Origin of the sequence: Diaphorobacter ruginosibacter, from assembly GCF_040396215.1 — a bacterium.
Taxonomy (GTDB): Bacteria; Pseudomonadota; Gammaproteobacteria; order Burkholderiales; family Burkholderiaceae_C; genus Diaphorobacter_A; species Diaphorobacter_A ruginosibacter_A.
Genome location: NZ_JBEBOW010000042.1, coordinates 1 through 25403, shown reverse-complemented (window position 1 = coordinate 25403; position 25403 = coordinate 1). Strand labels below are relative to the sequence as shown.

21 protein-coding genes are annotated in these 25403 nt (G+C 65.5%); 12 read left to right on the top strand and 9 right to left on the bottom strand.

Annotated elements, in window-relative coordinates; translation table 11 throughout:
* The 7 genes from ABWP92_RS07540 to ABWP92_RS07510 all read right to left on the bottom strand — a co-directional run.
* The coding region (locus ABWP92_RS07540; RefSeq protein WP_353234757.1) for an L-serine ammonia-lyase at positions 1 to 1373 on the bottom strand (1373 nt) is incomplete at its 3' end.
* A gap of 57 nt (positions 1374 to 1430) precedes the next feature.
* The gene (locus tag ABWP92_RS07535) at positions 1431 to 2339 is read right to left on the bottom strand and encodes a hypothetical protein (protein WP_353234756.1); all 909 of its coding nucleotides are present in this window, start codon (positions 2337 to 2339) and stop codon (positions 1431 to 1433) included.
* 134 nt (positions 2340 to 2473) lie between these two features.
* Positions 2474 to 4804: a helicase C-terminal domain-containing protein gene (locus ABWP92_RS07530; RefSeq protein WP_353234755.1), complete on the bottom strand. Its 2331-nt coding sequence runs from the start codon at positions 4802 to 4804 to the stop codon at positions 2474 to 2476.
* Positions 4788 to 5642 carry a hypothetical protein gene (locus tag ABWP92_RS07525; RefSeq protein WP_353234754.1) on the bottom strand — a complete coding sequence of 285 codons (855 nt, stop codon included), beginning with the start codon at positions 5640 to 5642 and terminating at the stop codon, positions 4788 to 4790. The genes ABWP92_RS07530 and ABWP92_RS07525 overlap by 17 nt, the downstream gene beginning before the upstream one ends.
* A gap of 131 nt (positions 5643 to 5773) precedes the next feature.
* Positions 5774 to 6637: a hypothetical protein gene (locus ABWP92_RS07520; protein WP_353234753.1), complete on the bottom strand. Its 864-nt coding sequence runs from the start codon at positions 6635 to 6637 to the stop codon at positions 5774 to 5776.
* A 106-nt stretch (positions 6638 to 6743) separates the two neighbouring features.
* Positions 6744 to 8612: a DNA helicase RecQ gene (gene recQ / locus ABWP92_RS07515; protein ID WP_502907477.1), complete on the bottom strand. Its 1869-nt coding sequence runs from the start codon at positions 8610 to 8612 to the stop codon at positions 6744 to 6746.
* Between the two features lie 125 nt (positions 8613 to 8737).
* On the bottom strand, positions 8738 to 9640 hold the full coding sequence (locus ABWP92_RS07510) for a LysR substrate-binding domain-containing protein (RefSeq protein WP_353234751.1): 903 nt from the start codon (positions 9638 to 9640) through the stop codon (positions 8738 to 8740).
* 118 nt (positions 9641 to 9758) lie between these two features.
* Here ABWP92_RS07510 and ABWP92_RS07505 point away from each other — a divergent pair, with 118 nt between their 5' ends.
* The 8 genes from ABWP92_RS07505 to ABWP92_RS07470 all read left to right on the top strand — a co-directional run bounded on the left by ABWP92_RS07505 (position 9759) and on the right by ABWP92_RS07470 (position 19775).
* Positions 9759 to 10547: a 3-hydroxybutyrate dehydrogenase gene (locus ABWP92_RS07505; RefSeq protein WP_353234750.1), complete on the top strand. Its 789-nt coding sequence runs from the start codon at positions 9759 to 9761 to the stop codon at positions 10545 to 10547.
* A 9-nt stretch (positions 10548 to 10556) separates the two neighbouring features.
* Positions 10557 to 11897, top strand: a complete 1341-nt coding sequence (gene fahA, locus ABWP92_RS07500) for a fumarylacetoacetase (protein ID WP_353234749.1) — start codon at positions 10557 to 10559, stop codon at positions 11895 to 11897.
* Between the two features lie 75 nt (positions 11898 to 11972).
* Positions 11973 to 12947, top strand: coding sequence for a tripartite tricarboxylate transporter substrate binding protein (locus ABWP92_RS07495; protein ID WP_353234748.1), 975 nt, complete (start codon positions 11973 to 11975; stop codon positions 12945 to 12947).
* A 67-nt stretch (positions 12948 to 13014) separates the two neighbouring features.
* A complete protein-coding gene (locus tag ABWP92_RS07490; protein ID WP_353234747.1) occupies positions 13015 to 14079 on the top strand; it encodes a homocysteine S-methyltransferase family protein in 1065 nt (354 codons plus the stop codon).
* An 89-nt stretch (positions 14080 to 14168) separates the two neighbouring features.
* On the top strand, positions 14169 to 15878 hold the full coding sequence (locus ABWP92_RS07485; protein ID WP_353234746.1) for an acyl-CoA dehydrogenase family protein: 1710 nt from the start codon (positions 14169 to 14171) through the stop codon (positions 15876 to 15878).
* Positions 15879 to 15962: 84 nt separating this feature from the next.
* On the top strand, positions 15963 to 17162 hold the full coding sequence (locus ABWP92_RS07480; protein ID WP_353234745.1) for a threonine ammonia-lyase: 1200 nt from the start codon (positions 15963 to 15965) through the stop codon (positions 17160 to 17162).
* Positions 17163 to 17337: 175 nt separating this feature from the next.
* Positions 17338 to 17499, top strand: coding sequence for a hypothetical protein (locus ABWP92_RS07475; protein WP_353234744.1), 162 nt, complete (start codon positions 17338 to 17340; stop codon positions 17497 to 17499).
* Positions 17500 to 17903: 404 nt separating this feature from the next.
* Positions 17904 to 19775 (top strand): phosphoenolpyruvate carboxykinase (GTP), encoded by a 1872-nt coding sequence (locus tag ABWP92_RS07470; RefSeq protein ID WP_353234743.1) that lies wholly within the window; start codon positions 17904 to 17906, stop codon positions 19773 to 19775.
* A gap of 247 nt (positions 19776 to 20022) precedes the next feature.
* Here ABWP92_RS07470 and ABWP92_RS07465 read toward each other — a convergent pair whose 3' ends face one another.
* Positions 20023 to 20262: a hypothetical protein gene (locus ABWP92_RS07465; RefSeq protein WP_353234742.1), complete on the bottom strand. Its 240-nt coding sequence runs from the start codon at positions 20260 to 20262 to the stop codon at positions 20023 to 20025.
* A 146-nt stretch (positions 20263 to 20408) separates the two neighbouring features.
* Here ABWP92_RS07465 and ABWP92_RS07460 point away from each other — a divergent pair, with 146 nt between their 5' ends.
* The 3 genes from ABWP92_RS07460 to ABWP92_RS07450 all read left to right on the top strand — a co-directional run bounded on the left by ABWP92_RS07460 (position 20409) and on the right by ABWP92_RS07450 (position 22856).
* Positions 20409 to 21461 (top strand): LysR family transcriptional regulator, encoded by a 1053-nt coding sequence (locus ABWP92_RS07460; protein ID WP_353234741.1) that lies wholly within the window; start codon positions 20409 to 20411, stop codon positions 21459 to 21461.
* Positions 21458 to 22309, top strand: a complete 852-nt coding sequence (locus ABWP92_RS07455; protein WP_353234740.1) for a metallophosphoesterase — start codon at positions 21458 to 21460, stop codon at positions 22307 to 22309. The genes ABWP92_RS07460 and ABWP92_RS07455 overlap by 4 nt, the downstream gene beginning before the upstream one ends.
* A gap of 124 nt (positions 22310 to 22433) precedes the next feature.
* A complete protein-coding gene (locus tag ABWP92_RS07450) occupies positions 22434 to 22856 on the top strand; it encodes a universal stress protein (protein WP_353234739.1) in 423 nt (140 codons plus the stop codon).
* Between the two features lie 40 nt (positions 22857 to 22896).
* Here ABWP92_RS07450 and ABWP92_RS07445 read toward each other — a convergent pair whose 3' ends face one another.
* Positions 22897 to 23808 carry a LysR family transcriptional regulator ArgP gene (locus ABWP92_RS07445; RefSeq protein ID WP_353234738.1) on the bottom strand — a complete coding sequence of 304 codons (912 nt, stop codon included), beginning with the start codon at positions 23806 to 23808 and terminating at the stop codon, positions 22897 to 22899.
* Positions 23809 to 23896: 88 nt separating this feature from the next.
* On the opposite strand from ABWP92_RS07445, the gene ABWP92_RS07440 reads away from it, so the two are divergent.
* Positions 23897 to 25240 (top strand): D-amino acid dehydrogenase, encoded by a 1344-nt coding sequence (locus ABWP92_RS07440; RefSeq protein WP_353234737.1) that lies wholly within the window; start codon positions 23897 to 23899, stop codon positions 25238 to 25240.
* Positions 25241 to 25403: the final 163 nt, after the last annotated feature.

Genomic DNA, 25403 nt, shown 5'->3' with positions numbered 1-25403 from the left:
TTGACGGCCAGCCCGCCCCGGGAAGTTTCCTTGTATTTGGTCATCATGTCCGCCCCCGTCTCGCGCATCGTCTTGATCACCTGATCGAGACTCACGTGATGCGTCCCATCGCCGCGCAGCGCCATGCGCGCCGCGTTGATCGCCTTCACCGCCGCCAGCGCATTGCGCTCGATGCAGGGGATCTGCACCAGTCCGCCCACGGGGTCGCAGGTCAGCCCCAGGTGGTGCTCCATGCCGATCTCGGCCGCGTTCTCCACCTGCGCGGGCGTTCCGCCCAGCACCGCGCACAGGCCCGCGGCCGCCATGGAACAGGCCACGCCCACCTCACCCTGGCAACCCACCTCCGCGCCCGAGATGGAGGCGTTCTCCTTGTAGAGAATGCCTACCGCTGCGGCAGTGAGCAGGAAATCGATCACGCCTTGCTCGTTCGCATCCTTGATGAACCGCGTGTAGTAGTGCAGCACGGCGGGCACGATGCCGGCCGCGCCGTTGGTGGGCGCGGTCACCACGCGGCCGCCTGCGGCGTTCTCTTCATTCACCGCCAGCGCGAACAGGTTCACCCAGTCGATCACCTGCAGCGGATCGCCGCTCACATCGGGAGCGTTCAGCAGCGCCTGGTACAGCGCGGGCGCGCGGCGGCGCACATGGAAACCACCCGGCAACTCGCCCTGCGTATCGCACCCGCGCGCAACGCAGGACTGCATCGCGCGCCAGATCGCCAGCAGGCCGGCATCGATGTCCGCATCGCCGCGCCAATGCCGCTCGTTCACGCGCATCACCTGCGCGATCGATCCGCCCTGCGCGCGCGCCTGCTCCAGCAACTGTCCCGCGCTGTGAAACGGCAGGGGCAGCACGTCGGTATCGGGCGCGATCTCGGCCTGGCGGCTCGCATCCGCAGCGGCTTCCTCGCTCACGATGAAGCCGCCGCCGACCGAGTAATACACCTGTGCGTCGAGCGACCGGCCCGCCGCGTCCCATGCCTCCAAACGCATGCCATTCGCATGGAACGGCAGCGTGACCGAGGGATCCAGCACCAGATCCACGCCTTCGCGAAAGCGGACTTCCGGCCCTCCCGCCAACGGCAGGCGGCCTTCGCCGCGCACGCGCGCGATGAAGCCGGGAACGGCATCCACGTCCACGGTGTCCGGCGCGAAGCCGGCCAGCCCCAGCATGACCGCCTGGTCGCTGGCGTGCCCGCGTCCGGTCGCCCCCAGCGAGCCATGGAGCACGCAGCGCACGCGCGCCACACCCGCCAGCCGGGCGTTGCGGTCCAGCTTCAGCACGAACTGCCGCGCGGCACGCATCGGCCCCACGGTGTGCGAGCTCGACGGCCCGATGCCTATCTTGAAGAGATCAAAAACACTGACCGCCATGCCGCTGCCCTTCACATGAAAATGCGCCGGATGGAGCCGACGGCGAACCGGCTCCCGTCATCGGCGCTCCGGCGGGACAGGCGTCGAAGACGGGTTCTGGATCAGCGTCCGGTCCACCGCCAGCGCCGCCGCCTGTTCAGCCGCGCCGCGCCTGACGGCAGCAGCCTCGCCGGAGTCCTCGACGGGCCGGCTCTTGTAGTAGATGCCGGTAAAGTCACCCGTGGTGTTGGTGATGCGCCTGGCATACAGGACGTCGTCGGCCGTCTGCGTCGATGAACCCGCCACGCCCTCGCCATCATTGATGCTCAGCTCGAAGAAGTTCACGCGCTGCAGCGAGCTGTCGGTGTTGAATTTCAGGCACATCACCAGCCCCGCGTTCGGGCCGCTCACCAGGTTCTCGCAACTGTAGACGCGATCCCGCGATGCCATCGCGCCGGTTCCGTAGGACGATCCCTGCACGGCGTCCTCCAGCGCGAAGTAGTCGAGCCGGTCGAGCGATGCCGATCCGCGGTTGAGCGCGGAGAGCATCCATATGCCGCGCAAATGCTCCGGCGCGGTGGTGTAGCCGAAGTTGAAGCGCGAGATCTCCTTTTCGGGCTCACCCGGAAAGGTCACGTATCCCCGCGTACCCGAGATGAATCGCATGCTGACCGCGCCCGCGTCGCCATCCTCGCGCCCGGCGAGATCGCCGCTGCCGAAGAAGCGCCCGCCGCGGTATTTGCGAAGCAGGCCGCTGTAGCGATTGTCGGCAAGCGTTCCCGCCGAAAGGTAGAACACCGGGTTGCCGCCTGCGTCGTATGCATACATCTGCATGACCAGCGTGGAGTTCTGCACGTCCAGCCCGAAGCCGCGTCCAGGCTCCCCGTTGTTCTCCGCCGTCACCACCCAGGTCCCTGCCTGGGGCGTGAAAGCATGTGCGATGCTGGCGCCGGCCATCGCGGCAGCCATGATCAGTGTCTTGAACATACCGTGCTACTTCCCTGAATGCGGCAATGGAGAAATCATAGACGCGCCCGCCGCGCCGCCGCGTAGGAACGCGTTGACGATTTCATCGCGCAGCGGCCGCGCGGAGAACGCCAACGCCCGCAAAAAAAGAAGCTTCAGCCGCGCAGGTGCGGAACGCGCCACCAGGCCGGCAGCAGTTGCCGCACCTGCGGGCTGGCGAAGCGGTCGTCCATCAGGTGGATCACGCCCTCATCCTGCGGCGTGCGGATCACACGGCCCGCGGCCTGCACCACTTTCTGCAGCCCGGGATAGAGATAGGTGTAGTCATGGCCGCAGCCCGTGAAGATCGTGTCCATGCGCCGGCTGATCTGCTCATTCACCGCATTGAACTGCGGCAGCCCCAGCGTGGCGAGAAAGGCGCCAATCAGGCGCTTGCCCGGCAGATCGATGCCTTCCGCGAACGCTCCGCCCAGAACGGCAAAGCCGATGCCCTGGCTGGTTTCGGTAAAGCGCGCCAGGAACTCGCGCTGCTCGGCCTCGGCCATGCGGCGCGACTGCCGCCAGTGCGCGATCCGCGGGTGCTGCTGCCCGAGCGCGTCCGCCACCTGCTGCAGGTACTCGTAGCTGCTGAAGAACGCCAGATAGTTGCCGGGCCGCGCCTCGAACTGCCGCGCCATGAGCTGCACCACCTGCGCAACCGATTGCGACCGATGCGCGTAGCGTGTGGAGATGTGGCGCGCCACCCGCACCGAGAGCTGGTCGGCGTGGAACGGCGACGCGACCGCCAGCGTCAGGTGATCACCGGGAAGCCCCAGCAGATCGGCATGAAAACGCATGGGCTGCAATGTCGCCGAAAACAGCGTGGCGGCATGCGCTGCTTCCCAGCGGCCGGCGAGATGGGGCGCGGGGACGATGTTGCGGATGCTGATGACGCTGCCGGGCCCGCTGCCGCGGGAATGCAGGCGGCCTGGCGGATCGGCGCGCTGCTGGTCCACGAGCGAATGATCTCCGAAACTCTCCAAGAGCCGCAGCACCTGGAGCACTTCCATCTGGAAGGCCTGCAGTTGCGCATCCAGCATGTCGGGGTGATCGGCGAAATGTTCGCTGGCAGCCTGCACGCACTGCATGAGCGCGCCGAGCAGCGATTTCGGAAAGGCGTCGTGCACGGCATAGTCGGTGGACTGCCCCTCATCCAGCGCAACCCATTGCCGCTTGACGGCGGCAAGCGCCTTCTTCACGCGCGGGCTGGCCATGGCGGTGGGCGAGCGCATCGCCTGCCCGAGCGCTGCCGGTTCGAGCGCCGCGCTGTACATGGAGCGCGCGCGGTCCGTGAGGTTGTGCGCCTCATCCACCAGCAGCGCCACGCGCCAGTCGTTGGCGAGCGTGAGCGCATGCAGCAACCCGCCCGCATCGAAGAAGTAGTTGTAGTCGCCCACCACCACGTCCACCCAGCGCGCCAGCTCCTGCGAAAGATAGTAGGGACAGACGCCATGCACCAGCGCCACCGAGCGCACGCTCTCCTGATCGAGCAGTTGCGCGGGCTCGGACAGAGCATCGGCACGCGCCTCCGGCAAGCGGTCGTAGAAGCCGCGAGCCAGCGGGCAGGCATCGCCGTGGCAGGCGCTGCCGGGATGCTCGCAGGCTTTCTCGCGCGCCACCATTTCCAGGACGCGGACCGGCGCGGCGCCCGAAGCCCGCAGGTCATGCAATGCGTTGAGCGCCAGTTGCCTTCCCGATGTCTTGGCCGACAGGTAGAACAGCTTGTCGATGGACTGTCCCGGCATGGCCTTGAGCGCCGGAAAAATCGTGCCCGCCGTCTTGCCGATGCCCGTGGGCGCTTGCGCCAGCAGCACGCGGCCCCGGGCCGTGGCGCGGTAGACGGCCTCAGCCAGATCGCGCTGGCCCGCGCGGAATTCCTGGTGCGAGAACGCCAGCTCGCGCAGTGCGCCATCGCGCGCCGTGCGGTGCGCGGCTTCCTGCCGCGCCCAGTGAATGAAACGGCGGCAGTGCTCTTCGAAATGAGCGCGCAGCGCCACGGCGGTCCATTGCTCGACGAATTCCGTCTCGCGCTCCGTGTCGATGTCGAAGTAGATCAGCGCGATATCGATGGCGTCGAACCCACGCGCCGCGCACATCAGCCAGCCATAGACACGCGCCTGCGCCCAGTGCAGCTCACGTTGCGCGGGCGATTGCCTGTCGAGGCGGCCCTTGTATGTCTTGATTTCCTCCACGCGGTGAAGCGACGCGTCGAAACCGTCCGCGCGCCCGCGCACTTCCAATGCCTCGAACCGGCCCGACAGCGCAATCTCCGCCTCGTATCCCGGAGCACGCCGTGCGGCCACCGCGCGATGGCCCGCCATGCCTTCCAGCGCCGATGGCGCGGGTGTGAACCGCAGATCCAGACCACCCCTCCTGGCGGTGAATCCGCACAGTTCCCGGACGGCGATGCGAAAACCGGGCAGCGCCGACTCAACCTGCGTCATCATCGGCTGCCCCCAGTTGCAGTTGTGCGCGCGCATCGTCGTCCGGGCGTTCCGGCGTGGCCTTGCACAGGGCCATCCAGACGGCGAACGGCAAGGCGCAGGGAGCATGGCGCGCGCTCCGGAGCAGCTCGAAGCGGCAGGTTGCCGGGTCGTCGGGGTCGCCGTGCATGGCCCAGACGCCGTATTCCTCGGGCAGTTCATCCGGCTCGGCGATGCCCTTGGGGAAAACGTAGCAGCATTCCTCGCTCAGCCATTGATAGGCCCGGCGCTTGGCCTGGTGCCGCAGATCGGACAACAGGTCCGCGCGGCTGGCCTTCACCTCATGCACGACGGGCCGCAGGTAGCCCGGCACCGAGGTGTTGCGGATGGAAAACAGATCGGGCCGCGCCACCCGCCACACGCGCCGTGCCGCGCGGACAACCGGCGCCGGCAAGGTGGCGTCGTCCCCGAACAGCATGGCATGCGCGTCCTGCCCACCGGCCGGATGCGGCGCAATCCCGCCACCTTCATCCTGGACGGCATCCAGCGCCGCGCGCAGCGTCAGCTCTCTCCAGACGATGCGCCTCGCCGGCAGCAGTTGCTGCTGGGCGAAACGATGCGCCATGCGGTCGTGCAGGCTGGCGGCGCGCTGGCCTTGCTCGCGCGCGGCGGCAAGCAGTCCCACGGCCAGATCGGTGAGGCGCAACTGCTCATGGCCTGCTGCGCAAACATGCCGGACAACCATACCGGCGGCCAGCAGTTCCAGTTCCACCGCGTCCTGGCACGGCCAGCCCGCCGAGCGCCAGATCTGCATCAGGCGCATCCGGTGCTGGCGGCTCAGTGGGGTTTGGAATCGGGACATGGGGACATGGGGACATGCATCAAAATACTGATTATAAAAACAGTACGCACATACCCGCCCGGGCGGTCCCGGCCATCAGGCCTGCAAGCCGCGCGGAACCAGGCTTGCGATGGCGATGCGTCAGGGAATCTTCAGCGGGCAAGCCCGGTGCGCGCGATCTGCCCGATGTGGGCGCGCACCTGCCTGACGTTGGCCGCCACTGTCTCGCCGGATTCATCCACGGGCTTTTTCTTGAAGAAAACGCCCGTTCCCATGTACGACGAGTCCGCGAGGCGGCGCATGATGGCCATGGCCGCCGAGCTTGCGTCGCCCGCCACCATGATGCCCTCGCCGTCATTGACGCTGTAGACATACTGGTAGATGCGCTGCAACTGCCCGCTGTAGTCGACTTTCACGCAGACCACGGTTCCGGCCAGGTCGCCGGAGACGATGTGCTCGCAGCCGAACAGGCCGTCCGACGACGTCATGATGCCGTTGCCGGTCTCGGTCGCGCCGGCCGGGAATTCAAGCGCCACGAAATCGGACTGAGGCGTGAGCGAATCCAGGGCCGTGAACAGCCAGATGCCTTTGAGGCCGTCCGGGCCGGCAGGGTAGGCGAAGCTGTAGCGGCTGATCGCCTTTTCCGGCTCTCCGGGGAAGGTGATGAAGCCCGTTGTGCCCGAGTCGAAACGCATGCTCACGGCGCCGGCGCTCCCGGTCTCCGAGCCGCTGCGATCTTCACCGCCGAAGAAGCGGCCGCCACGGTACTGGTTGAGCTGGCCGTTGTAGCCGTCGTCCTCGTAGGGCCCCGAGCTCAGGTAGAACGTGGGGTTGCCGTCGGCGTCGTAGGCATACATCTGCATCACCAGCGTGCGGTCCTGCACGTCCAGCGAAAAGCCCCGGCCCGGCGAGCCGTTGTTTTCCCCGTCGATGACCCATATGCCCGCCTGCGGCGCGAATGCGCACGCCGCCGTGCTCGCCGCCAATGCTCCGGTGGCGATGATTTTCTTCAGCATTTTCTCCACTCCCTTGTGGTTCCAGAATCTGGATTGATGTCGTTGATCGGCAAACGCAACAGGGCCGTTGCGTCCGCGCGGTCATTAGATCATCGGGAGGTCTGGATCAACTTGGGGTCACGCAAACGCGCAGCACTTCGGCGCCATAGGCTTCCAGTTTCTTGGAGCCTATGCCCGAGATGCCCTGCAGCTCCTCCAGCGAAACCGGATTGCGCTCGGCGATCGCCGCCAGCGTGGCGTCGTGAAAGATCACGTAGGCGGGCAGGTTGTGCTCGCGCGCCACCTCGGCACGCCACGCCTTCAGGTTGATGAAGCGCACCTGCCCATCCTGGCTGAGATTGACCGCGGCCGCCGACGGCTGGGCGGCACCCTTCCTGCGCGAGCGCCTGGCGGGTGCGTGGGCCATGGCTTCGCGCAGCAGCACCGGCTGCTCGCCGCGCAGCACCGGGCGCGAGCCGCTGGTCAGGCTGAGCGTATCGAAGCTGTGGCCGCTCTCGAGCAGCACCTTCTGCAGGCCGACGGCGCCCGTGGCGAGCAGTTGCCGCAGCACGCCGCGCAGTTGCGGCTCCGAGTAGTCGGCGCCCAGCCCGAAGGTGGAGAGCCTGTCGTGCCCGAACTGGCGTACCTTGTCGGTGTCCTTGCCGCGCACGATGTCCATGATGTGGCCCGTGCCGAAGGTGATGCCGCTGGCTTCATGCACGCGGTAGATCGTCGAAAGCAGCTTGCGCGCGGCGTCCGTGCCGTCCCAGACCTCGGGCGGATGCAGGCAATTGTCGCAGTTGCCGCAGGGCTCGGAATTCTCGCCGAAGTATGCAAGCAATCGCACGCGGCGGCAGTCGGTGGCTTCGGCCAGGCCGAGCAGCGCATCCAGCTTGCCGCGCATGACCTGCTTGAATTCCTCGGTGGCGGGGCTTTCGTCGATCATGCGGCGCTGGTTCACCACGTCGTTCAGGCCATAGACCATCCAGGCGTCGGCGGGCAGGCCGTCACGCCCCGCGCGGCCGGTTTCCTGGTAGTAGCCTTCGATGTTCTTGGGCATGTCCACATGGGCCACGAAGCGCACGTCAGGCTTGTCTATGCCCATGCCGAAGGCGATGGTGGCCGTCATCACGATGCCGTCCTCGCGCAGGAACCTGTCCTGGTTCTGCTGGCGCACCTCTGCCGGCAGCCCCGCGTGGTACGGCAGCGCGGTGATGCCCGCGTGCACCAGCGCGTCGGCCAGTTCTTCCACGCGCTTGCGCGACTGGCAATAGACCACGCCCGCGTCGCCCAGGTGTTCGTTCTGTATGAATTTGAGCAACTGCGTGAGCGGTTCTTTCTTCTCGACGATGGTGTAGCGGATGTTGGGGCGGTCGAAGCTGCTGACGAACTGGCGCGCGTCCTGCAGCTTCAGGCCCTGCACGATGTCGGCGCGCGTCAGCTCGTCCGCCGTCGCAGTGAGGGCAATGCGCGGCACGTCCGGATAGCGGTCGTGCAGCACCGACAGCATGCGGTATTCAGGGCGGAAATCATGGCCCCACTGGCTCACGCAGTGCGCTTCGTCGATGGCGAACAGGCCCAGCTGCCCGCGCTGGTGCAGGCCGTCGAGCAGCGCGAGAAAGCGCTCGGTGTTGACCCGCTCGGGGGCCGCGTACAGCAGCGTGATCTCGCCGCGCGCGACGCGGTTTTCCACATCCAGCGTGGCCGGCCAGTCCAGCGTCGAATTGAGAAACGCCGCCTCCACGCCGGCCTCGTGCAGCGCGCCCACCTGATCGTGCATCAGCGCGATCAGCGGAGACACCACGATCGCCACGCCCTTGCCCGCATCGCGCCGCACGATGGCCGGGACCTGGTAGCACAGCGACTTGCCGCCGCCGGTGGGCATCAGCACCAGGGCGTCGCCGCCCGCGATCACATGCTCGATGATCGCCTCCTGCGAGCCACGGAACTGCTCATAGCCGAAGACATCATTCAGAACAAACTGCGCGGGGGACAAACCGGATTTCTCTCTATTCGATAGCATGCCGCCCTTGCCAGGAAAGGATTGCAGACCAAGGTGATGGACAGGGCTGCCGCGTTGGCCGCACTGCGGCAGGCGCTCGCCCGTAACCCTCTATTGTGCTACCTCGCGGGCGGATGCGGGTTCTCGGCCAGGTCAAGCCCCAGCAAATTGCGCAGCGCGGGGTTGCGGTTGCTTCTGAGCCAGGCCATGCCATGCTGCAGGCGGGGCGCGTCCACGCCCAGGGACTTGAACACCACCCCGCCCAGATGCTCCAGCGCCTGAAGCTCCGCGGGAATGACCGATACGCCCGTTCCCGCGGCGATATGGCAGATCAGCACCTGCGAAGTCTCGCTCTCGTGCACCACGTGGGGGGTGAAGCCCGCATCGCGGCAGGCCGCGTCCATGCCGTCGCGCAGGTGAAAGCCCTGGTGCGAGGGATAGCCGACGAAAGGCTCGCCCGCCAGCATGGCCAGCGGCACATGCTCCCGCGCGGCCAGCGGGTGGCTCGCGGGCAGCGCCAGCATGAACTCGCTGCTGATGAAGCTACGGGTGTCGATTTGCGCATCGCCAAGCGGCAGAAAGCACAGCGCCACATCGAGCTGCCCCTCGAGCAGCCGCGAACGCAGCAATCCCGTGGGATGCGGCCCCTGGATATCGAGCTGCACTTGCGGATAGCGCTGCCGAAAGCTCAGGACCAGGCGCGGCAACAGTTGCTGGCTGGCGCGCCCGGTATAGCCCACGCGCAGCAGCCCCGATTCGCCGCGCTCGACCTGCCTGGCCGCCTCGACGGCCTTGTCCAGTTGCAGAAAGATCGACTGCACGCCCTCCAGGAAGGACTCGCCCGCCCGCGTGAGATGCACGCTGCGGGTGCAGCGCTCGAACAGCTTGACGCCCAGCTCCTCCTCCAGCTCACGGATGCGCTGGCTCAGCGGCGGCTGCGCCATGTGCAGTTTGCCGGCGGCGCGGGTGAAGCTCTGCTCCTGCGCCACGGCCAGAAAGCCCCTCAAATGCCGCAATTCCATGGTCTACCCATCCGCGATTAAGACGCAGTAAATATAAATCATGGAGAAATTGAGTATTGGACATATGCCACCACGATTTCTACGATACCCGCAGTTGAAAATAACGGAGCATCGAGAAGTGGCAGATTTGAAAAACCGCGTGGCCCTGGTGACGGGCGGCAATTCCGGCATCGGACTGGCGATCGCCCGCAGGCTGGCGCGCGACGGAGCCCATGTGATGATCAACGGCATCGTGCCCGATGAAGAGGGCCGCGCCGTTGCGCAGAAAATCGCCAGCGCTCACCAGGTCGATGCCCGCTACATCCGCGCGGACCTGCGCAGCCCGGCCGAGATCGAAACGATGATCCGCTCCATCGAGCAGGCATATGGCGCGCTCGGCATCCTGGTGAACAACGCCGGCATGCAGCACGTGAGCGCCGTCGAGGAATTCCCCGTGGACAAGTGGAATGACATGCTGGCCGTGAACCTCTCGGCCAGCTTCCACACGATCCGCCTCGCGCTTCCCGCCATGCGCAGCAAGGGTTGGGGCCGCATCGTCAACATGGCCTCGATCAGCGGTTTGCGCGGCCGCGCGGGCAAGGTGGCCTACAACGCGACCAAGCACGGGCTGATCGGCCTGACCAAGGCGGTGGCCCTGGAGACGGCGACGACCGACATCACCTGCAACGCCATCTGCCCCGGCTGGGCGCTGACCGCGCTGGTGCAAAAGCAGGTGGACGCGCTGGCCGAGCGCGAATCGCTGGACAACGAAGCCGCCACGCGCAAGCTGCTCGGGCTGCGCCAGCCATCGGGCCGCTTCGTGACCGTCGAGCAGCTCGCCTCGCTGGCCTCCTATCTGTGCTCGGACGATGCGCAGGAGGTGCGCGGCGCGGCCTGGACCATGGACGGCGCAACCACCGCGGCATGAGCGAAGGCGATGCAGACTTCCTCACTCCCCCCGATCGACGCCACGCACGGCGCGGCGCTCCAAAGCTGGGTCATGTCCGCCAACGGACATGCGCAATTCCCCATCCAGAACCTGCCCATGGGCGTGTTCGACACCGGCGCCGGCACGCGCATCGGCGTGGCCATCGGCAACGAGGTGCTGGACCTGCCGGCCGTGCTCGACGCCGGGCTGCTGGCCTCGCTGGACGCAGCCACCACGGCGGCCTTGCGCGCACCCACGCTCAACGACTGGATGGCGCTTTGCGCCGCGCAGCGCGGCCTGCTGCGCACCGCCCTGTCCGATCTGCTGCAGCCGCAGACCGGCGCTGGCGGGCAGGCCAGCGCCATCGCCAGGCGGCTGCTGCATCCACAGGACCGCTGCCGGATGCTGCTGCCCGCCGACGTGGGCGACTATTCCGATTTCTACGCGGGCATCCATCACGCGACCAACGCGGGCAAATTCTTCCGCCCCGACATGCCGCTGCTGCCCAACTACAAGCACATACCCATCGCCTACCATGGCCGCAGCTCGAGCATCCGCCCCTCGGGGACGGCGGTCAGGCGCCCCAGCGGCCAGATCAGCCGCGCCACGCCCGGCGGCGCCGTGCCCGAATACTCCGCCAGCCAGCGCCTGGACTACGAGCTCGAACTCGCCATATGGGTGGGCGCGGGCAACGAACTGGGCGAGCAGATTCCCGTCGCCGAGGCCAGCGCGCACATTGCCGGGTTCGGCCTGTTCAACGACTGGTCGGCGCGCGACCTGCAGGCCTGGGAGTACCAGCCGCTGGGCCCCTTCACGGGCAAGAACTTCATGTCCTCCGTATCGCCCTGGGTGGTCACGCAGGAGGCGCTGGCCCCCTTCCGCGGCCCGGTGATGGAGCGGGCGGCGACCGATCCGAAGCCGCTGGCCTATCTGTGCGATGAGCACGACCTGCGGCACGGCGGCCTGCGCATTCAGCTCGAAGTGCTGCTGTCCACCACCCGCATGCGCGAGCAGGGCCTGGATGCGCACCGGCTGTCGATTGGCGACTCCCGCTACCTGTGGTGGACGCCCGCGCAGATGCTCACGCAGCAGACCGTCGGAGGCTGCAACGCGCGGCCAGGCGACCTGCTCGGCTCCGGCACCATCTCGACGCCCACGCCCGACGGCTGCGGCGCGCTGCTGGAAATCACCGAAGGCGGAAAGAATCCCATCCACCTCGCCAGCGGCGAGAGCCGCACCTTCCTGCTCGACGGCGACGAGATCACCCTGCGCGGCTGGTGCGAGCGCGAAGGCTTCGCGCGCATCGGCCTGGGCGAATGCCGAGGCCGCGTGCAGGACCGACCGACCTGACCAACCTGACTGATAGACCCGATAGACGGCAACCCCCTTTTTTTCCCGCATCCGACAACCCGAGGAGACAACACCATGAAAAAGCTATTCGCCACGGCACTGGCCACGCTCGGCCTGCTCGCCGGCGCCATGCCCGCCGCCGCGCAGGGCGGCGCGGCCGCCAGCTACCCGAACGCGCCCATCAAGCTGATCGTGCCCTATACCGCGGGCGGCGTCACCGACATCATGGGCCGCCTGTTCGCCGAGCAGGCCGGCAAGCGCCTGGAACAGCCCGTCATCATCGAGAACAAGACGGGCGCGAATGGCACGCTCGGCGGCGTGCAGATGCTCTCGGCCGACCCCTCGGGCTATTACCTCACGATGCTGCCGATCGGCACCTTCCGCATGCCGCACATCACCGGGGCGCAATTCAACCCGCTCAAGGACTTCACCTACATTTCGGTGATTTCCGGCTTCAACTACTACATCGCGGTCAATGCCGGCTCGCCCTGGAAGAGCGTGGGCGACCTGGTGGACTACGCCAAGAAGAGCAACGGCGCCGTCTCCTACGGCACTCCCGGCGCCAACAGCAGCCAGCACATCGGCATGGCGCAGTTGGGGGTGAAGGCGGGAGCCGACTGGACGCACGTGCCGTTCAAGGGCGACGCCGACGCCATCTCGGCGCTCATGGGCAACCACATTCAGGCGGTGGTCAGCTCCAGTTCGATCCTGCCCTATGTGACTTCCGGAAAGATCCGCGTGCTGGCGTCGCTGGGCGACACGCGCTCCCCCGACCTGCCGGACGTTCCCACGCTCAAGGAACTCGGCTACCCCATCGTGCATACCTCGCCGATGGGCATCGCCGGCCCCAAGGGCATGGATCCGGCCGTGGTCAAGAAGCTGGAAGCCGCCTTCCGCGAGGCCTACGACGATCCTGAATACCAGGCAGGCCTCAAGAAGCTGGGCATGTCGGCCCTCTACATGAACGCCGCCGACTACCACAAGTACGCCATCGAAACGTTCAACGGAGAGCGCGAAGCGCTCCGGTCCATGGGCGTGCAGGTCAAGTAATCCTCACGCTTCCAAGGGCTCCCCGGGCACGCGCCTGCGGGAGCCTTTGTTTTTCTACAATCGGGGGATGACTCTGCCTCACTACACCCGCGCCCAACAGCTTCCAGCGATCCTGGCCGAACGCATTGCGATCCTCGACGGCGCCATGGGCACCATGATCCAGCGCTTCAAGCTGGGCGAGGCGCAGTACCGCGGCGAGGGCTATGGCGGTCCCGGCGGCGCGGGCGAGCGCTTCAAGGATTTCCCGCGCGATGTGAAGGGCAATAACGAACTGCTCTCGATCACGCGCCCGGACGTCATCCGCGACATCCACGAAAGCTATCTCGCGGCCGGTGCGGACCTGATCGAGACCAACACCTTCGGCGCGACCTCCATCGCGCAGGAGGACTACGGCATGGCCGATCTGGCGCGCGAGATGAACCTCGCCTCCGCCCGGCTCGCCCGCGCCGCCTGCGACAAGTTTTCCACGCCCGGCAAGCCGCGCTTTGTCGCTGCGGCGCTGGGCCCGACGCCCAAGACCGCCAGCATCAGCCCCGATGTGAACGACCCCGGCGCGCGCAATGTCACCTTCGAGCAGTTGCGCGCGGCGTATTTCGAGCAGACGGTGGCGCTGATCGAGGGCGGCGCGGACGTGGTCCTGGTCGAGACCATCTTCGACACGCTCAACGCCAAGGCCGCACTGTTCGCGGTCGAGGAAGCGTTCGACGCCACCGGTGAAGTGCTGCCCATCATGATCAGCGGCACCGTCACCGATGCCTCCGGCCGCATTCTCTCCGGCCAGACCGTGACCGCTTTCTGGCACAGCGTGCGCCATGCGAACCCGCTGTCCATCGGGCTGAACTGCGCGCTCGGCGCGACACTGATGCGCCCCTACATCCAGGAGCTGAACAAGGCCGCGCCGGACACTTTCATCAGCTGCTACCCCAACGCGGGCCTGCCCAATCCGATGAGCGACACCGGCTTCGATGAAACGCCCGACGTGACCTCGCGCCTCGTGCACGAGTTCGCCGCCGAAGGCCTGGTGAACATCGTCGGCGGCTGCTGCGGCACCACGCCGGATCACATCGCTGCGATCGGAAAAGCGGTGGATCAGGTGAAGACCCGCCGGATCTTCTACCCGGAAGCGGCCTGAACCCCACGGCCATCCCGGCTGCGCGAAATCCAGGATAGGAACACGCGGACCTTCGGCCTACACTGCCCTTTTGAGCAGCGAGGTCCGCCATGCCGCCGAACGCGCCACCCGATGAAGTCTTCAACCAGTTCCCGGACTGGACGGATTACCACCCGCTGGCGACCGACGCCGCGCTGAAGGAGTCGCTGGCGCGCGCGGGAGCCCAATGGGCAGAGCCCATGCTGAATGCCCATGCGCAGCAGCTCGGCCATGCGCAGACGTTCGAGCTCGCCGAGCTGGCCAACCGCCACGCGCCCGAGCTCGACGGCTTCGACACCCGCGGCCGCCGCATCAACAGCGTGCGCTTTCATCCGGCATGGCACGCGCTGCTGGGCATGTACCGCGAACGCGGCCTGGTGTCGCTGCCGTTTGAAGATACGACACGACAGGGCCGATGGACGGCCTGGGCGGCGGGCTTTTACCTGCATGGCCAGATCGAACAGGGCACGCTATGCCCGGCGACCATGACGCAGGCCTGCATCCCCCTGCTGCGGCGCGAGCCCGCGCTGTGGGGCGCGCTGGGCGGCAAGCTCCTGAGCCACGAATATGACGCGCGCGACGTGCCGATGACGGAAAAGAAAAGCATCTGGATCGGCATGGGCATGACGGAAAGGCAGGGCGGCTCCGATGTCCGCGCCAATACTACGCTGGCCAGCGCCGTGGGCGTTGGCGGCCGTGGCGGCGAATACCGGCTCAACGGCCACAAATGGTTTTATTCCGCGCCGATGAGCGACGCGCATCTCGTGGTCGCGCGGCTGCAGGCCCCGGACGGTCCGCTGGGCTGCTTCTTCGTGCCGCGCTGGCGCGACGACGGCAGCCGCAACGGCGTGAACGTCCTGCGCCTGAAAGACAAGGTGGGCAATCGCAGCAACTCCAGCAGCGAAGTGGAGTTCTCGCACGCCAGCGGCATCCTCATCGGCGAGGAAGGCCGCGGCATTCCCACCATCATCGAGATGGCGACCTATACGCGCCTCAATTGCGTGCTTGGCAGCGCGGCCATCCTGCGCTCGGCGCTGGTGCAGGCGCTGGCCTACGCGCGCAGGCGCAGCGCTTTCGGCAAGCGCCTGGCCGAGCAGCCGCTGATGCGCTCGGTGCTGGTGGACCTGGCTCTGGAGAGCGAGGCGGCGCTCGCGCTGTCGATGCGGCTCGCCCAGGCCTACGAAGCCGATACTGCCGAGACCGTCGATACCGACGCCGCCGACGCGCCGCTCGAGCGCGCCTGGAAGCGCGTGATGACGCCCGCCGCCAAGTTCTGGGTCTGCAAGCGCGGCGTGGAACTGAGCGGTGAAGCGATGGAAGTCTTCGGCGGCAACGGATACGTGAATGACAGCATCGTCGCGCGCCTGTTCCGCGAAGCGCCGGTGAACTCCATCTGGGAAGGCTCGGGCAACGTGATGTGCCTGGACGTGCTGCGCGCGCTCTCGCGCGAGCGCGGCGCGCTGGAGCTGCTCGCGGCCGACTTCGCCGATGCGGCGAGCGGCGAGCCGCGCATCGCCAGGGCGCTGCATGCCTTGCGCGCGCTGTCCGCCACGGCGCCCGATCAACTGGAGGCGCTCGCACGCGTTCTGGTTCAGCAGCTGGTGCTCATCGCACAGGCCTGCCTGCTCAAGCGCCATGCGCCCGCCTTCGTGGCCGATGCGTTCATCGCCTCGCGGCTGGCCAGCCCCACCGGCCCAGGCGGCGTGGCGGGCGCAATCGACATCCGGGGCATGGACGTGGACGCCTTGCTGGAGCGCGCGCTGCCGCCATCCGCTTCATGAAGCGCGGCTGCTGCGGGAATCAATGACGGGCGCATTGCCTTGGCACCGCAACGCCCCCCGCGCTGCGCCACAATGCCACCCATCATGCTCCAGCTCCAAGATGTTCAATCAGCCGCCGCGCGCCTGGCCGGCCAGGTGCTCGACACGCCTTGTGTCGAGTCCAAGACGCTCTCGCAGATCGTGGGCGCGCAGGTGTTCCTCAAATTCGAGAACCTGCAGTTCACCGCCTCGTTCAAGGAACGCGGCGCCTGCAACAAGCTGAGCCAGCTCTCGGCGCACGAGCGCCGGCGCGGCGTGGTCGCCATGAGCGCGGGCAACCATGCGCAGGGCGTGGCCTATCACGCGCAGCGCCTGGGCATGAAGGCCGTCATCGTCATGCCGCGCTTCACGCCCGGCGTGAAGGTGGAGCGCACGCGCGGCTTTGGCGCCAAGGTCGTGCTGCACGGCGACACGCTGGAAGAGGCGCATGCCCATGCCTACCTGCTGGCCGATGAGCGCCAGTTGACCTTCGTGCATCCCTACGACGACGAGCAGATCGCCGCCGGCCAGGGCACGATCGCGCTGGAAATGCTGGCCGCGCAGCCCGACCTGGATTGCCTGGTGGTCGCCATCGGCGGCGGCGGGCTGCTGGCGGGCATGGCCACGGCGGCCAGGGCGCTCAAGCCGTCGATGGAAATCATCGGCGTGCAGACCGCGCGCTTTCCGGCGATGGTCAACGCCATCAAGGGCACGCACCACGAACAGGGCAGCTCCACCATCGCCGAGGGCATCGCCGTGGGCCAGCCCGGAAAGATCACCCGGGAGATCATCGCGCGGCTGGTGGACGACCTGGTTCTCGTACAGGAAGGCGATATAGAGCAAGCCGTGCTGATGCTGCTCGAAATCGAGAAAACCCTGGTCGAGGGCGCGGGCGCCGCGGGGCTGGCGGCGCTGGTGCGTTATCCCGAGCGCTTCAAGGGCAAGAAGGTCGGCCTGGTGCTCAGCGGCGGCAACATCGACCCGATGCTGCTGGCCGCCATCATCGAGCGCGGCATGGTGCGCTCGGGGCGGCTGGCCCGCATCAAGGTCAGCGCCCGCGACGTTCCCGGCGTGCTCGCCCGCATCACCGCCACGGTTGCCGCGGCCGGCGCGAACATCGACGAAGTGCATCACCAGCGCGCCTTCACCCTGCTGGCCGCGCAGAACGTCGAGATCGAACTGGTGCTGCAGACGCGCGGCAGGGAACATGTGGAGCAGGTGCTGACGCAACTGCGCGCCGAGGGAATGCAGGCCGAACTGATGTAGTGGATTGCCGACGGCTCCTGGCGACACGGGAAAGTGTCCGGGCACGCCCGGATCCGGACTTTCCCTCTGCGGCACCCAGGATCGCGCTATTGGCTTAAACTTGCGGATCATCAAGGCGGTTTTCCAACACCCGATCCGCCACCGTCATGTCATAGAACTGAACGAGGAGACACCCATGGCCCACGATCATCACCTCGCGCCCAACGCCGCCGACGTCGAGGCGGCGCACGCGCAGGACGTCACGGAAACCGTGGTGCCCGTGATTCCGGTGGTGCTGCCGGTGGTGGGCGCGCTGATGATGTTCCTGCTGGCGTTCATCGCCGTGCACATGGCCTGATATGGCCTGACATCAGCTCCGCCACGGCCTTGCGCACGAGCCCTGCATTGCAGGGCTTTTTTGTTTTTTGCCGATTCCCACAGAAACGGGTAGCGTAAACGCTTATTGCATAACATCATGCATCGTTTGCATAGTTTTCCCCTCAAAAAACAAGACAAACCTGGGTCGGATTCATAAAATCGACATCCCAGCCGACTCGCGCATCGATGTCTTGAGCGTTCGATAGCCCACGCCCGATCATCACCTGTGCGCCCGCCGACGGAGCGACAAGCCGTTTTTTCAAAGGCAGTGCTCAGCAGACTTCTCGGACACGCGCCTTGCTTGATGTCGCGCCCGGTATTGCGTGGTCTGCGCGCCCCGCGCTTCCTTTGAAAAAACCGCTTTTTCAACATTGGAAGATTGAGATGAACGCACCCACGATGCAAGGCCTGAACATTCAGGCGCCCGCATATGTCAAGAACGCCAGGCTCATCGCCTGGGTGGCCGAGATGGCCGCGCTGTGCAAACCCGCGAAAATCCACTGGTGCGACGGCTCGCAGCAGGAGTACGACCAGCTGTGCCAGCAACTGGTGGACGCCGGCACATTCAAGAAGCTGAACCCCGCCAAGCGCCCGGGCAGCTATCTGGCCTGGTCCGATCCCTCCGACGTGGCGCGCGTGGAAGACCGCACGTTCATCTGCTCGGCCAAGAAGGAAGACGCCGGCCCGACCAACAACTGGATGGCTCCCGCCGAAATGCGCGCCACGCTGAATCCGCTGTTCGATGGCTGCATGGCGGGCCGCACCATGTACGTGGTGCCGTTCTCGATGGGGCCTCTGGGCTCGCCGATCGCCCACATCGGCGTGGAACTCTCCGACAGCGCCTACGTGGCCGTGAACATGAAGATCATGACGCGCATGGGCAAGGCCGTGTACGACGTGATCGGCGCGGACGGCGACTTCGTGCCCTGCGTGCACTCCATCGGCGCGCCGCTGAAGGCCGGCGAGAAGGACACCACGTCCTGGCCCTGCAACAAGACCAAGTACATCGTCCACTATCCCGAAACGCGTGAAATCTGGTCGTATGGCTCCGGCTACGGCGGCAACGCGCTGCTGGGCAAGAAGTGCCTGGCGCTGCGCATCGCCTCCACCATGGGCCGCGAGCAAGGCTGGCTGGCCGAGCACATGCTGATCCTTGGCGTGACCAATCCCGAAGGCAAGAAGTCGCACGTCGCCGCCGCTTTCCCCAGCGCCTGCGGCAAGACCAACTTCTCGATGCTGGTTCCCCCGAAGGCTTTCGATGGCTGGAGGGTCACCACCATCGGCGACGACATCGCCTGGATCAAGCCCCAGCCCGACGGTTCGCTGCGCGCCATCAACCCCGAGGCCGGCTACTTCGGCGTGGCTCCGGGCACCAACTACCACACCAACCCCAACTGCATGGCCAGCCTGGACAAGGACGTGATCTTCACCAACGTCGCGCTGACCGATGATGGCGACGTGTGGTGGGAAGGCATGGAAAAGGACCACGACGGCAAGCTGCCCGATCACCTGATCGACTGGCAAGGCAAGGACTGGACACCCCAGATCGCCAAGGAAACCGGCGCCAAGGCAGCCCACCCGAATGCCCGCTTCACCGTGGCCGCGACCAACAACCCGGCGCTCGACGAGGCATGGGACGACCCCAAGGGCGTGAAGATCGACGCCATCATCTTCGGCGGCCGCCGCTCGACCACCGTGCCGCTGGTCACCGAAGCACGCAACTGGAATGAAGGCGTGTACATGGCCGCCACCATGGGCTCCGAAACCACGGCCGCCGCCTTCGGCGCGCAAGGCGTGGTGCGCCGCGATCCGTTCGCCATGCTGCCCTTCATCGGCTACAACATGGCCGAATACTTCCAGCACTGGCTGGACATGGGCGCCAAGATCGAGAAGATCGGCCAGACCGCCCTGCCCAAGATCTTCACGACCAACTGGTTCCGCAAGAACGCCGACGGCAAGTTCGTCTGGCCGGGCTATGGCGAGAACATGCGCGTCCTGAAGTGGATGCTGGACCGTCTCGACAACAAGACGGCAGGCCAGGAAACCGCATTCGGCATCGCTCCGGCGTATGCAGAGATCAACTGGACCGGCATCGAATTCACGCCGGAACAGTTCGAGAGCGTGACCAGCATCGACAAGGCCGCATGGGCCGAGGAAATGAAGCTGCACACCGAGCACTTCGAGAAACTGGCGCACCGCCTACCCAAGGAGATGCTGGAGATCAAGGCAGCGCTGGAAAAGCGTCTGGCTCACTGACGGCCGCACGGCTGGCGCGCAATCTACGGATTACCGCGTCGGCCGCCACCTTCCACGGGAGTTTCGCAAGGCATGCGGAACTCCTTTTTTCTTTCGGGCAGGAGGAATGCATCCTCCCACCTGCGCAGAATTGCGCGAGGAAAAACAAAAAGCACCTCCAATGAGGTGCTTATGCATCGCCGGATTCCCACCTCTCGCCCGCCTTGCCCTTGGCGAGGAGCGCCTCGGTCGGAATATCGCCTGGCTATCAGTCGTAGCGGCGGATGTTTTCCACAGCCAGGCCGTTCATTGCACGGCTCAGGTCGGCAATGATCCGAGCCTCGCGCAGGGCGCGGTTGTAGTGATGCTCTTCTTCCCTGGCGCGGCGGCGCGCCTCGGACCAGGCCTTTACGGCGTGGCCGACAAATGCGAACATGCCCGTGGAAGAAGAGGTGCCCAGTGGATCTGCCGCGCGCTGCACGCGCCTCGAACCGTCCTGGTCCGCCATTGCGTTTGTACGTACAAAGCTTGTCATGATGTAAACCCTTGTGCTGCAAGCCAAATTTTCTCGCAGGCCTTGATTTTAGGGTTTTCCCTAATACTTTTCAAATTTATATTTTGAATCTCAGTCATTCATCCAGGTGATGATTGGTCATGTCAGCCATCCCCTCTCCTCCCTCGCTCAATTTCCAGTCCCTGGATTTGAATTTACTGCGCGTATTTGACGAGGTGATGGCAGAGCGCAACCTGACGCGCGCCGCCTCCAATCTGTCGATCACCCAGCCCGCCGTGAGCAATGCGCTGCGCCGGCTGCGGGAATTGCTGCATGACGAACTGCTGGTGCGCAAGGGGCATGGCGTGGAGCCCACGCCGCGCGCCCTGGCCATCTGGCCGGTAGTGCGCCAGTCGCTCGCGCAGTTGCAGGAAACGCTTGCGCCCGACAGCTTCGACCCGGCGACGGCCCGCTCCACCTTCGTGCTGGCGATGGCCGATGCGACGAGCTCCACGCTGATCCCGCCACTCGTCGAAATCACGGAACGCGAGGCTCCCGGGATTTCCCTGCGCATCATCCCGCTGACCACGCGCGATCCGCGCAGGCTGCTGGACGATGCCAGCGCCGACATCGCCGTCGGCTACTTTCCCGCGGTGATCTCCGCGATCACCGCTCAGGCCCAGGCGGACAATGTGATGACGTATGAAAGCCTGCGCCTTTATGACGGCGAATATGTCTGCGTGATGCGCCGCGGCCACCCGCTGGCCGATGTGCCGCTCACGCTCGACGTGTTCTGCAACGCGCGCCACCTGCTGGTGAGCTTCTCGGGCAAGCCATTCGGCTTCATCGACGAGACCCTGTCCGCACTGCGGCGCGAGCGGCGCATCGTGCTGACCGTGAACCAGTTCTTCACCGCCGGGCGCGTGGTCGTCGGCTCCGACCTGCTGACCGTGCTGCCGCGCCACTTCGTGGGAGTGGCGAGCCTCGAGGGCGATCTGCTGTGGCGCCCGCTCCCGATGCGGCTGCCCGCCGTGCACGTGGACGCGATGTGGCATCCGCACCGGCGGCATGACCCGGCACACCGCTGGCTGCGCGACGCGATCGCGCGGGCAGCGACGCAGACGACTCCGCAGCAGGCCATGCTCCTGCACAATCAGGCGCATCTGAAGAAAGAGCCCGCGCAGTCCTCCGACAAGAAATTTACCGGCCCATGAAGATCCAACTGCTCTCCGACCTGCATCTGGAAACGCATCCCCAGTTCCAGCCCGAGCCGGCTCCCGGCGCCGACGTGCTGGTGCTGGCGGGCGATGTGGGCTCATACCAACCAGGCTCCCGCCTGACGGGCGAGCACTTCGGCCTGGAACGCTTCTCGCCCCTGCCTCAGTTCGCGCACTGGCCCACGCCGGTGATCTATGTGCCCGGCAATCACGAATACGATCACCAGGATTTCGACAACGCCCATGCACGCCTGAGGCGCAGCTGCGAGCAACTCGGCCTGATCTGGCTGGAGCGCGAATCGCTGATCCTCGACGGTGTGCGCTTTGTCGGCACCACGCTGTGGAGCGATTTCGACGCATTGGCGCAAGAAAACGCCCTGAGCAATCCCACACGCTATCTGCAGGAGCGCGAGAAGGCCTTTCGCGCCGCCAATTTCTATCTGCGCAAAACGCTTGGAACACGCCACGGCGAAGCGTTCCTGGCGGCACAGGTGCGCGAGCAGTCGCTCGTATGCCAGGCCTGGCTGAACGATGCGCTCAGGCAGTCGCCGTATGAGCACGGGCCGACCGTCGTCGTCACCCACTTCGCGCCCAGCCTGAAAAGCGCCGATCCTCGCTACGGCCTGGTGCCCGGCACAGCGGGGTTCTGCAACGTGATGGACGATTTACTACCCTATGCAGATCTGTGGATACATGGTCATCTGCACTCGCCAAGCAACTACACTGTGACGGGCCTGCGTGCCGACGGCAGTTCGCATAGCTGCCGGGTGGTGGCCAATCCGCTGGGATACGCCGTCAAGGGTGAACAGGAAACGTTTCAGCTCGATTTCTGCGTCGAGGTATGACGTTCCATATCGCTGCGGCCAAGGCAAATGGAGAGATATCAGCTGACAGTCATATTGATCAATATCAATTATGGATTTTTGTCGAGCCGTAACCTGACCTTACCTTCAAACAAGGAGATTGTTGATGAAAGTCTTGCTCGCAGTGGATGGAAGTGCATACACAAAGAAGATGCTGACCTATCTCGTCACCCATGACGTCACGATGGGAGATTCCCTGGAATACACCGCGCTCACCGTCTGCCCCGAAGTCCCGCCACGCGCGCGCAAGGCGCTTGGCAAGGCCACCGTGGACCAGTACTACGCAGAAGAAAGCGAAAAGATTCTCAGCCCTGTCATGAAGTTTCTGAAAAAGCATGGCATGAACGTGAAATCGCTCAGCAAGGTCGGCCATGCCGGAGAAACCATTGCCAAAATCGCCGAGGACGGCAAGTACGACCTGATCATCATGGGAACCCAGGGCGTCAGCGCGCTCAACAAACTGGTGATGGGCTCGGTCAGCACCAAGGTTCTGGCGCAGTGTTCCGTGCCCGTCCTGTTGATCCGATGAACCGGCGGTAACGCGCGGGAATGCCCGGGGCTCTCGAAGTTCAGGCGCTCAGGGCCTTCCGCGCCGCCTGCGTCAACGCCGTGGACAGCGCATCCAATACCTCGGACTCCAGATTCCAGGAGTGCCAGAACAGCTGGACAGGCAGACTGTAGTCCGGCGCCAGATCAACCAGCGAGCCCTGCGCAATCAGCGGCTGCGCCATGAGCCGCGGCACCACGCTCAACCCCCAGCCCGCGGCGACCGCACGCAACTGGCCCTCGGAACTGGGGACGAATACGCTTGCAAGCGTGACCCGCTTGAGCCCGAACCGCCGCGCCACGAACTCGGCCTGCATGTCGTCCTTGCGGTTGAAGCAGATGAAAGTCACCTCACGGAAGTTGTGCGCCGTGAGCCCGTCGGGAAGATGCCTGCGCGCAAAGTCGGGGGCCGCGACCGCCACGTAATCCATCGCGCCCAACGGCACCACCTTGCAGCCGCGCAACGGCTTCTTGAGCGTGGTGACGCAGCCCAGCACCTGCCCCGACCGCAGCCACTCCTGGGTGAAGTCCTGGTCATCGGTAATGATCTCGAGCGGCAGGTTGCGGCGCGCCAGAGGCCCCAACGCATCCAGCGCCCAGGTGGCAATGCTGTCCGCGTTGATGGCAATGGAAATCCGCTCCTCCTCGCGCGCTCCGCCCGCAGCCCGAGGTGCGAGCTCCTGCAAATCACGCTCGAGATCCACACGCAACAGACGCAACTGTTTCGCATGTTTCAGCAGCAATTGGCCGGCATTGGTAGGCCGCAATGGCCTGCTGCGCACGATCAGCACAGAGCCAACCTGTGCCTCCAGCGCCCGTAGCCGCTGCGAAACCGCCGATTGCGTCACGTTCAGGCGCTGCGCCGCCCGTTCGAATCCGCCCTCCTCGACAATTGCCGCCAAGCATTCCAGCGCGGCCGGATCGTAGGTGCTCATCCTGTTCAATTATTAGTAAAACTGATGTTTTCCGAATAACTTTAATTTCCCTTTTCAATTCAGGCAAGCCGCCGCACACTCCGCCCTCATGAAAACCATCGTCCTCGGCGCCGGCATCATCGGCATCTCTACAGCGTGGCACCTCCTGGAGCGCGGCCATGAAGTCGTTGTGGTCGATCGCCAGCCTGGTGCGGCGCTGGAGACCAGCTTTGCCAACGGAGCGCAGATCTCTGTCAGCTACTGCGAGCCGTGGGCCAACCGCGAAGCGCCGTTCAAGGCCATCAAGTGGCTGTTCGACAAGGAAGCGCCGCTGCTGCTGCGCCCGCAAATGGATCCGCATCAGTGGAGTTGGCTGCTCAAATTTCTTGGCCAGTGCAACGACAAGGCTTTCGAGCGCAACGTACAGCAGATCGTGGCCCTGGGCGCATACAGCCACCAGGCGCTGAAAGACATGATCGGCAAGACGAACTTCGAGTTCGACCGCCTGGAACGCGGCATTGCGCACTTCTACACCGACCAGAAGTCGTTCGACGCCGCCGCAGACGCAGTGGACGTGATGCGCCGCCATGGCGTACAGCGCCGCATCGTCAGCAGGGAAGAGCTGTTTGCCATCGAGCCCGCATTCAAGGCCTACGGCGATCACATCACCGGAGGCACATTCACCAATACGGACGAAAGCGGCGACGCCCGCGTATTCACGCAGAAGCTGGCGACTCTGTGCGAAAAGCGCGGAGCCCAATTCCTGTACAACCACGACATCCTGCGATTGAACAAGGTGGGAGATGCCGTCACTTCGGTTGCCGTGCGCGCACGCACTGCCTCGGAGAGCGGTCCAAGCGCTTTCGAACTGAAAGGGGATGCCATCGTGGTTGCCTGCGGCAGCTTCACAGCACCCATGCTGCGGAGCGTGGGCATCCACGTTCCCATCTACCCAGGCAAGGGCTATAGCGCGACCTTCAACATCCTCAAGCCGGATGAGGCGCCATGCGTCTCGACCATCGACGATGGCAAGAAAGTCGCCATCAGCCGCCTCGGCAACAAGCTGCGCGTCGCCGGCACCATCGAACTCGGTGGTTTCGACCACGATCTCGACACCCCCGTCGCACGCGCCCGCTGCCACATGCTTTCACGCCGCATCGAGACGATTCTCCCAGGCGTGTGCGATACACGGACTCCAGAGGAGGGTGGCGACCCGCAATACTGGACCGGCCTGCGCCCCGCAACCCCCACCAACATTCCCCTGATCGGGCGCACACGGCTCAAGGGCCTGTGGATCAATGCCGGTCACGGCACGCTGGGCTGGACGCACGGAGCAGGCTCCGGCAAAGCCATGGCGGAACTGCTATGCGGCGAACGCCCTGCCATGGCATTCAATTTCACGGGCTACGAAACCGCACCAACCCCGATCCGGCACACACCGCGAACGGCCTGATCAAGTCCAACCCCATTCTAGGCGTGAAGCGCAAAGTCGCTTCACGCTTTTTTACGCCTTTTCATCCGCCCATTCATCAGTGGCATAGATAGCAGCGAAAGAAGAGGCACAGGCGACTGCTCCGTGTATGGCCTCGCAAGAACCTGCACATTTCAGGCAGCGA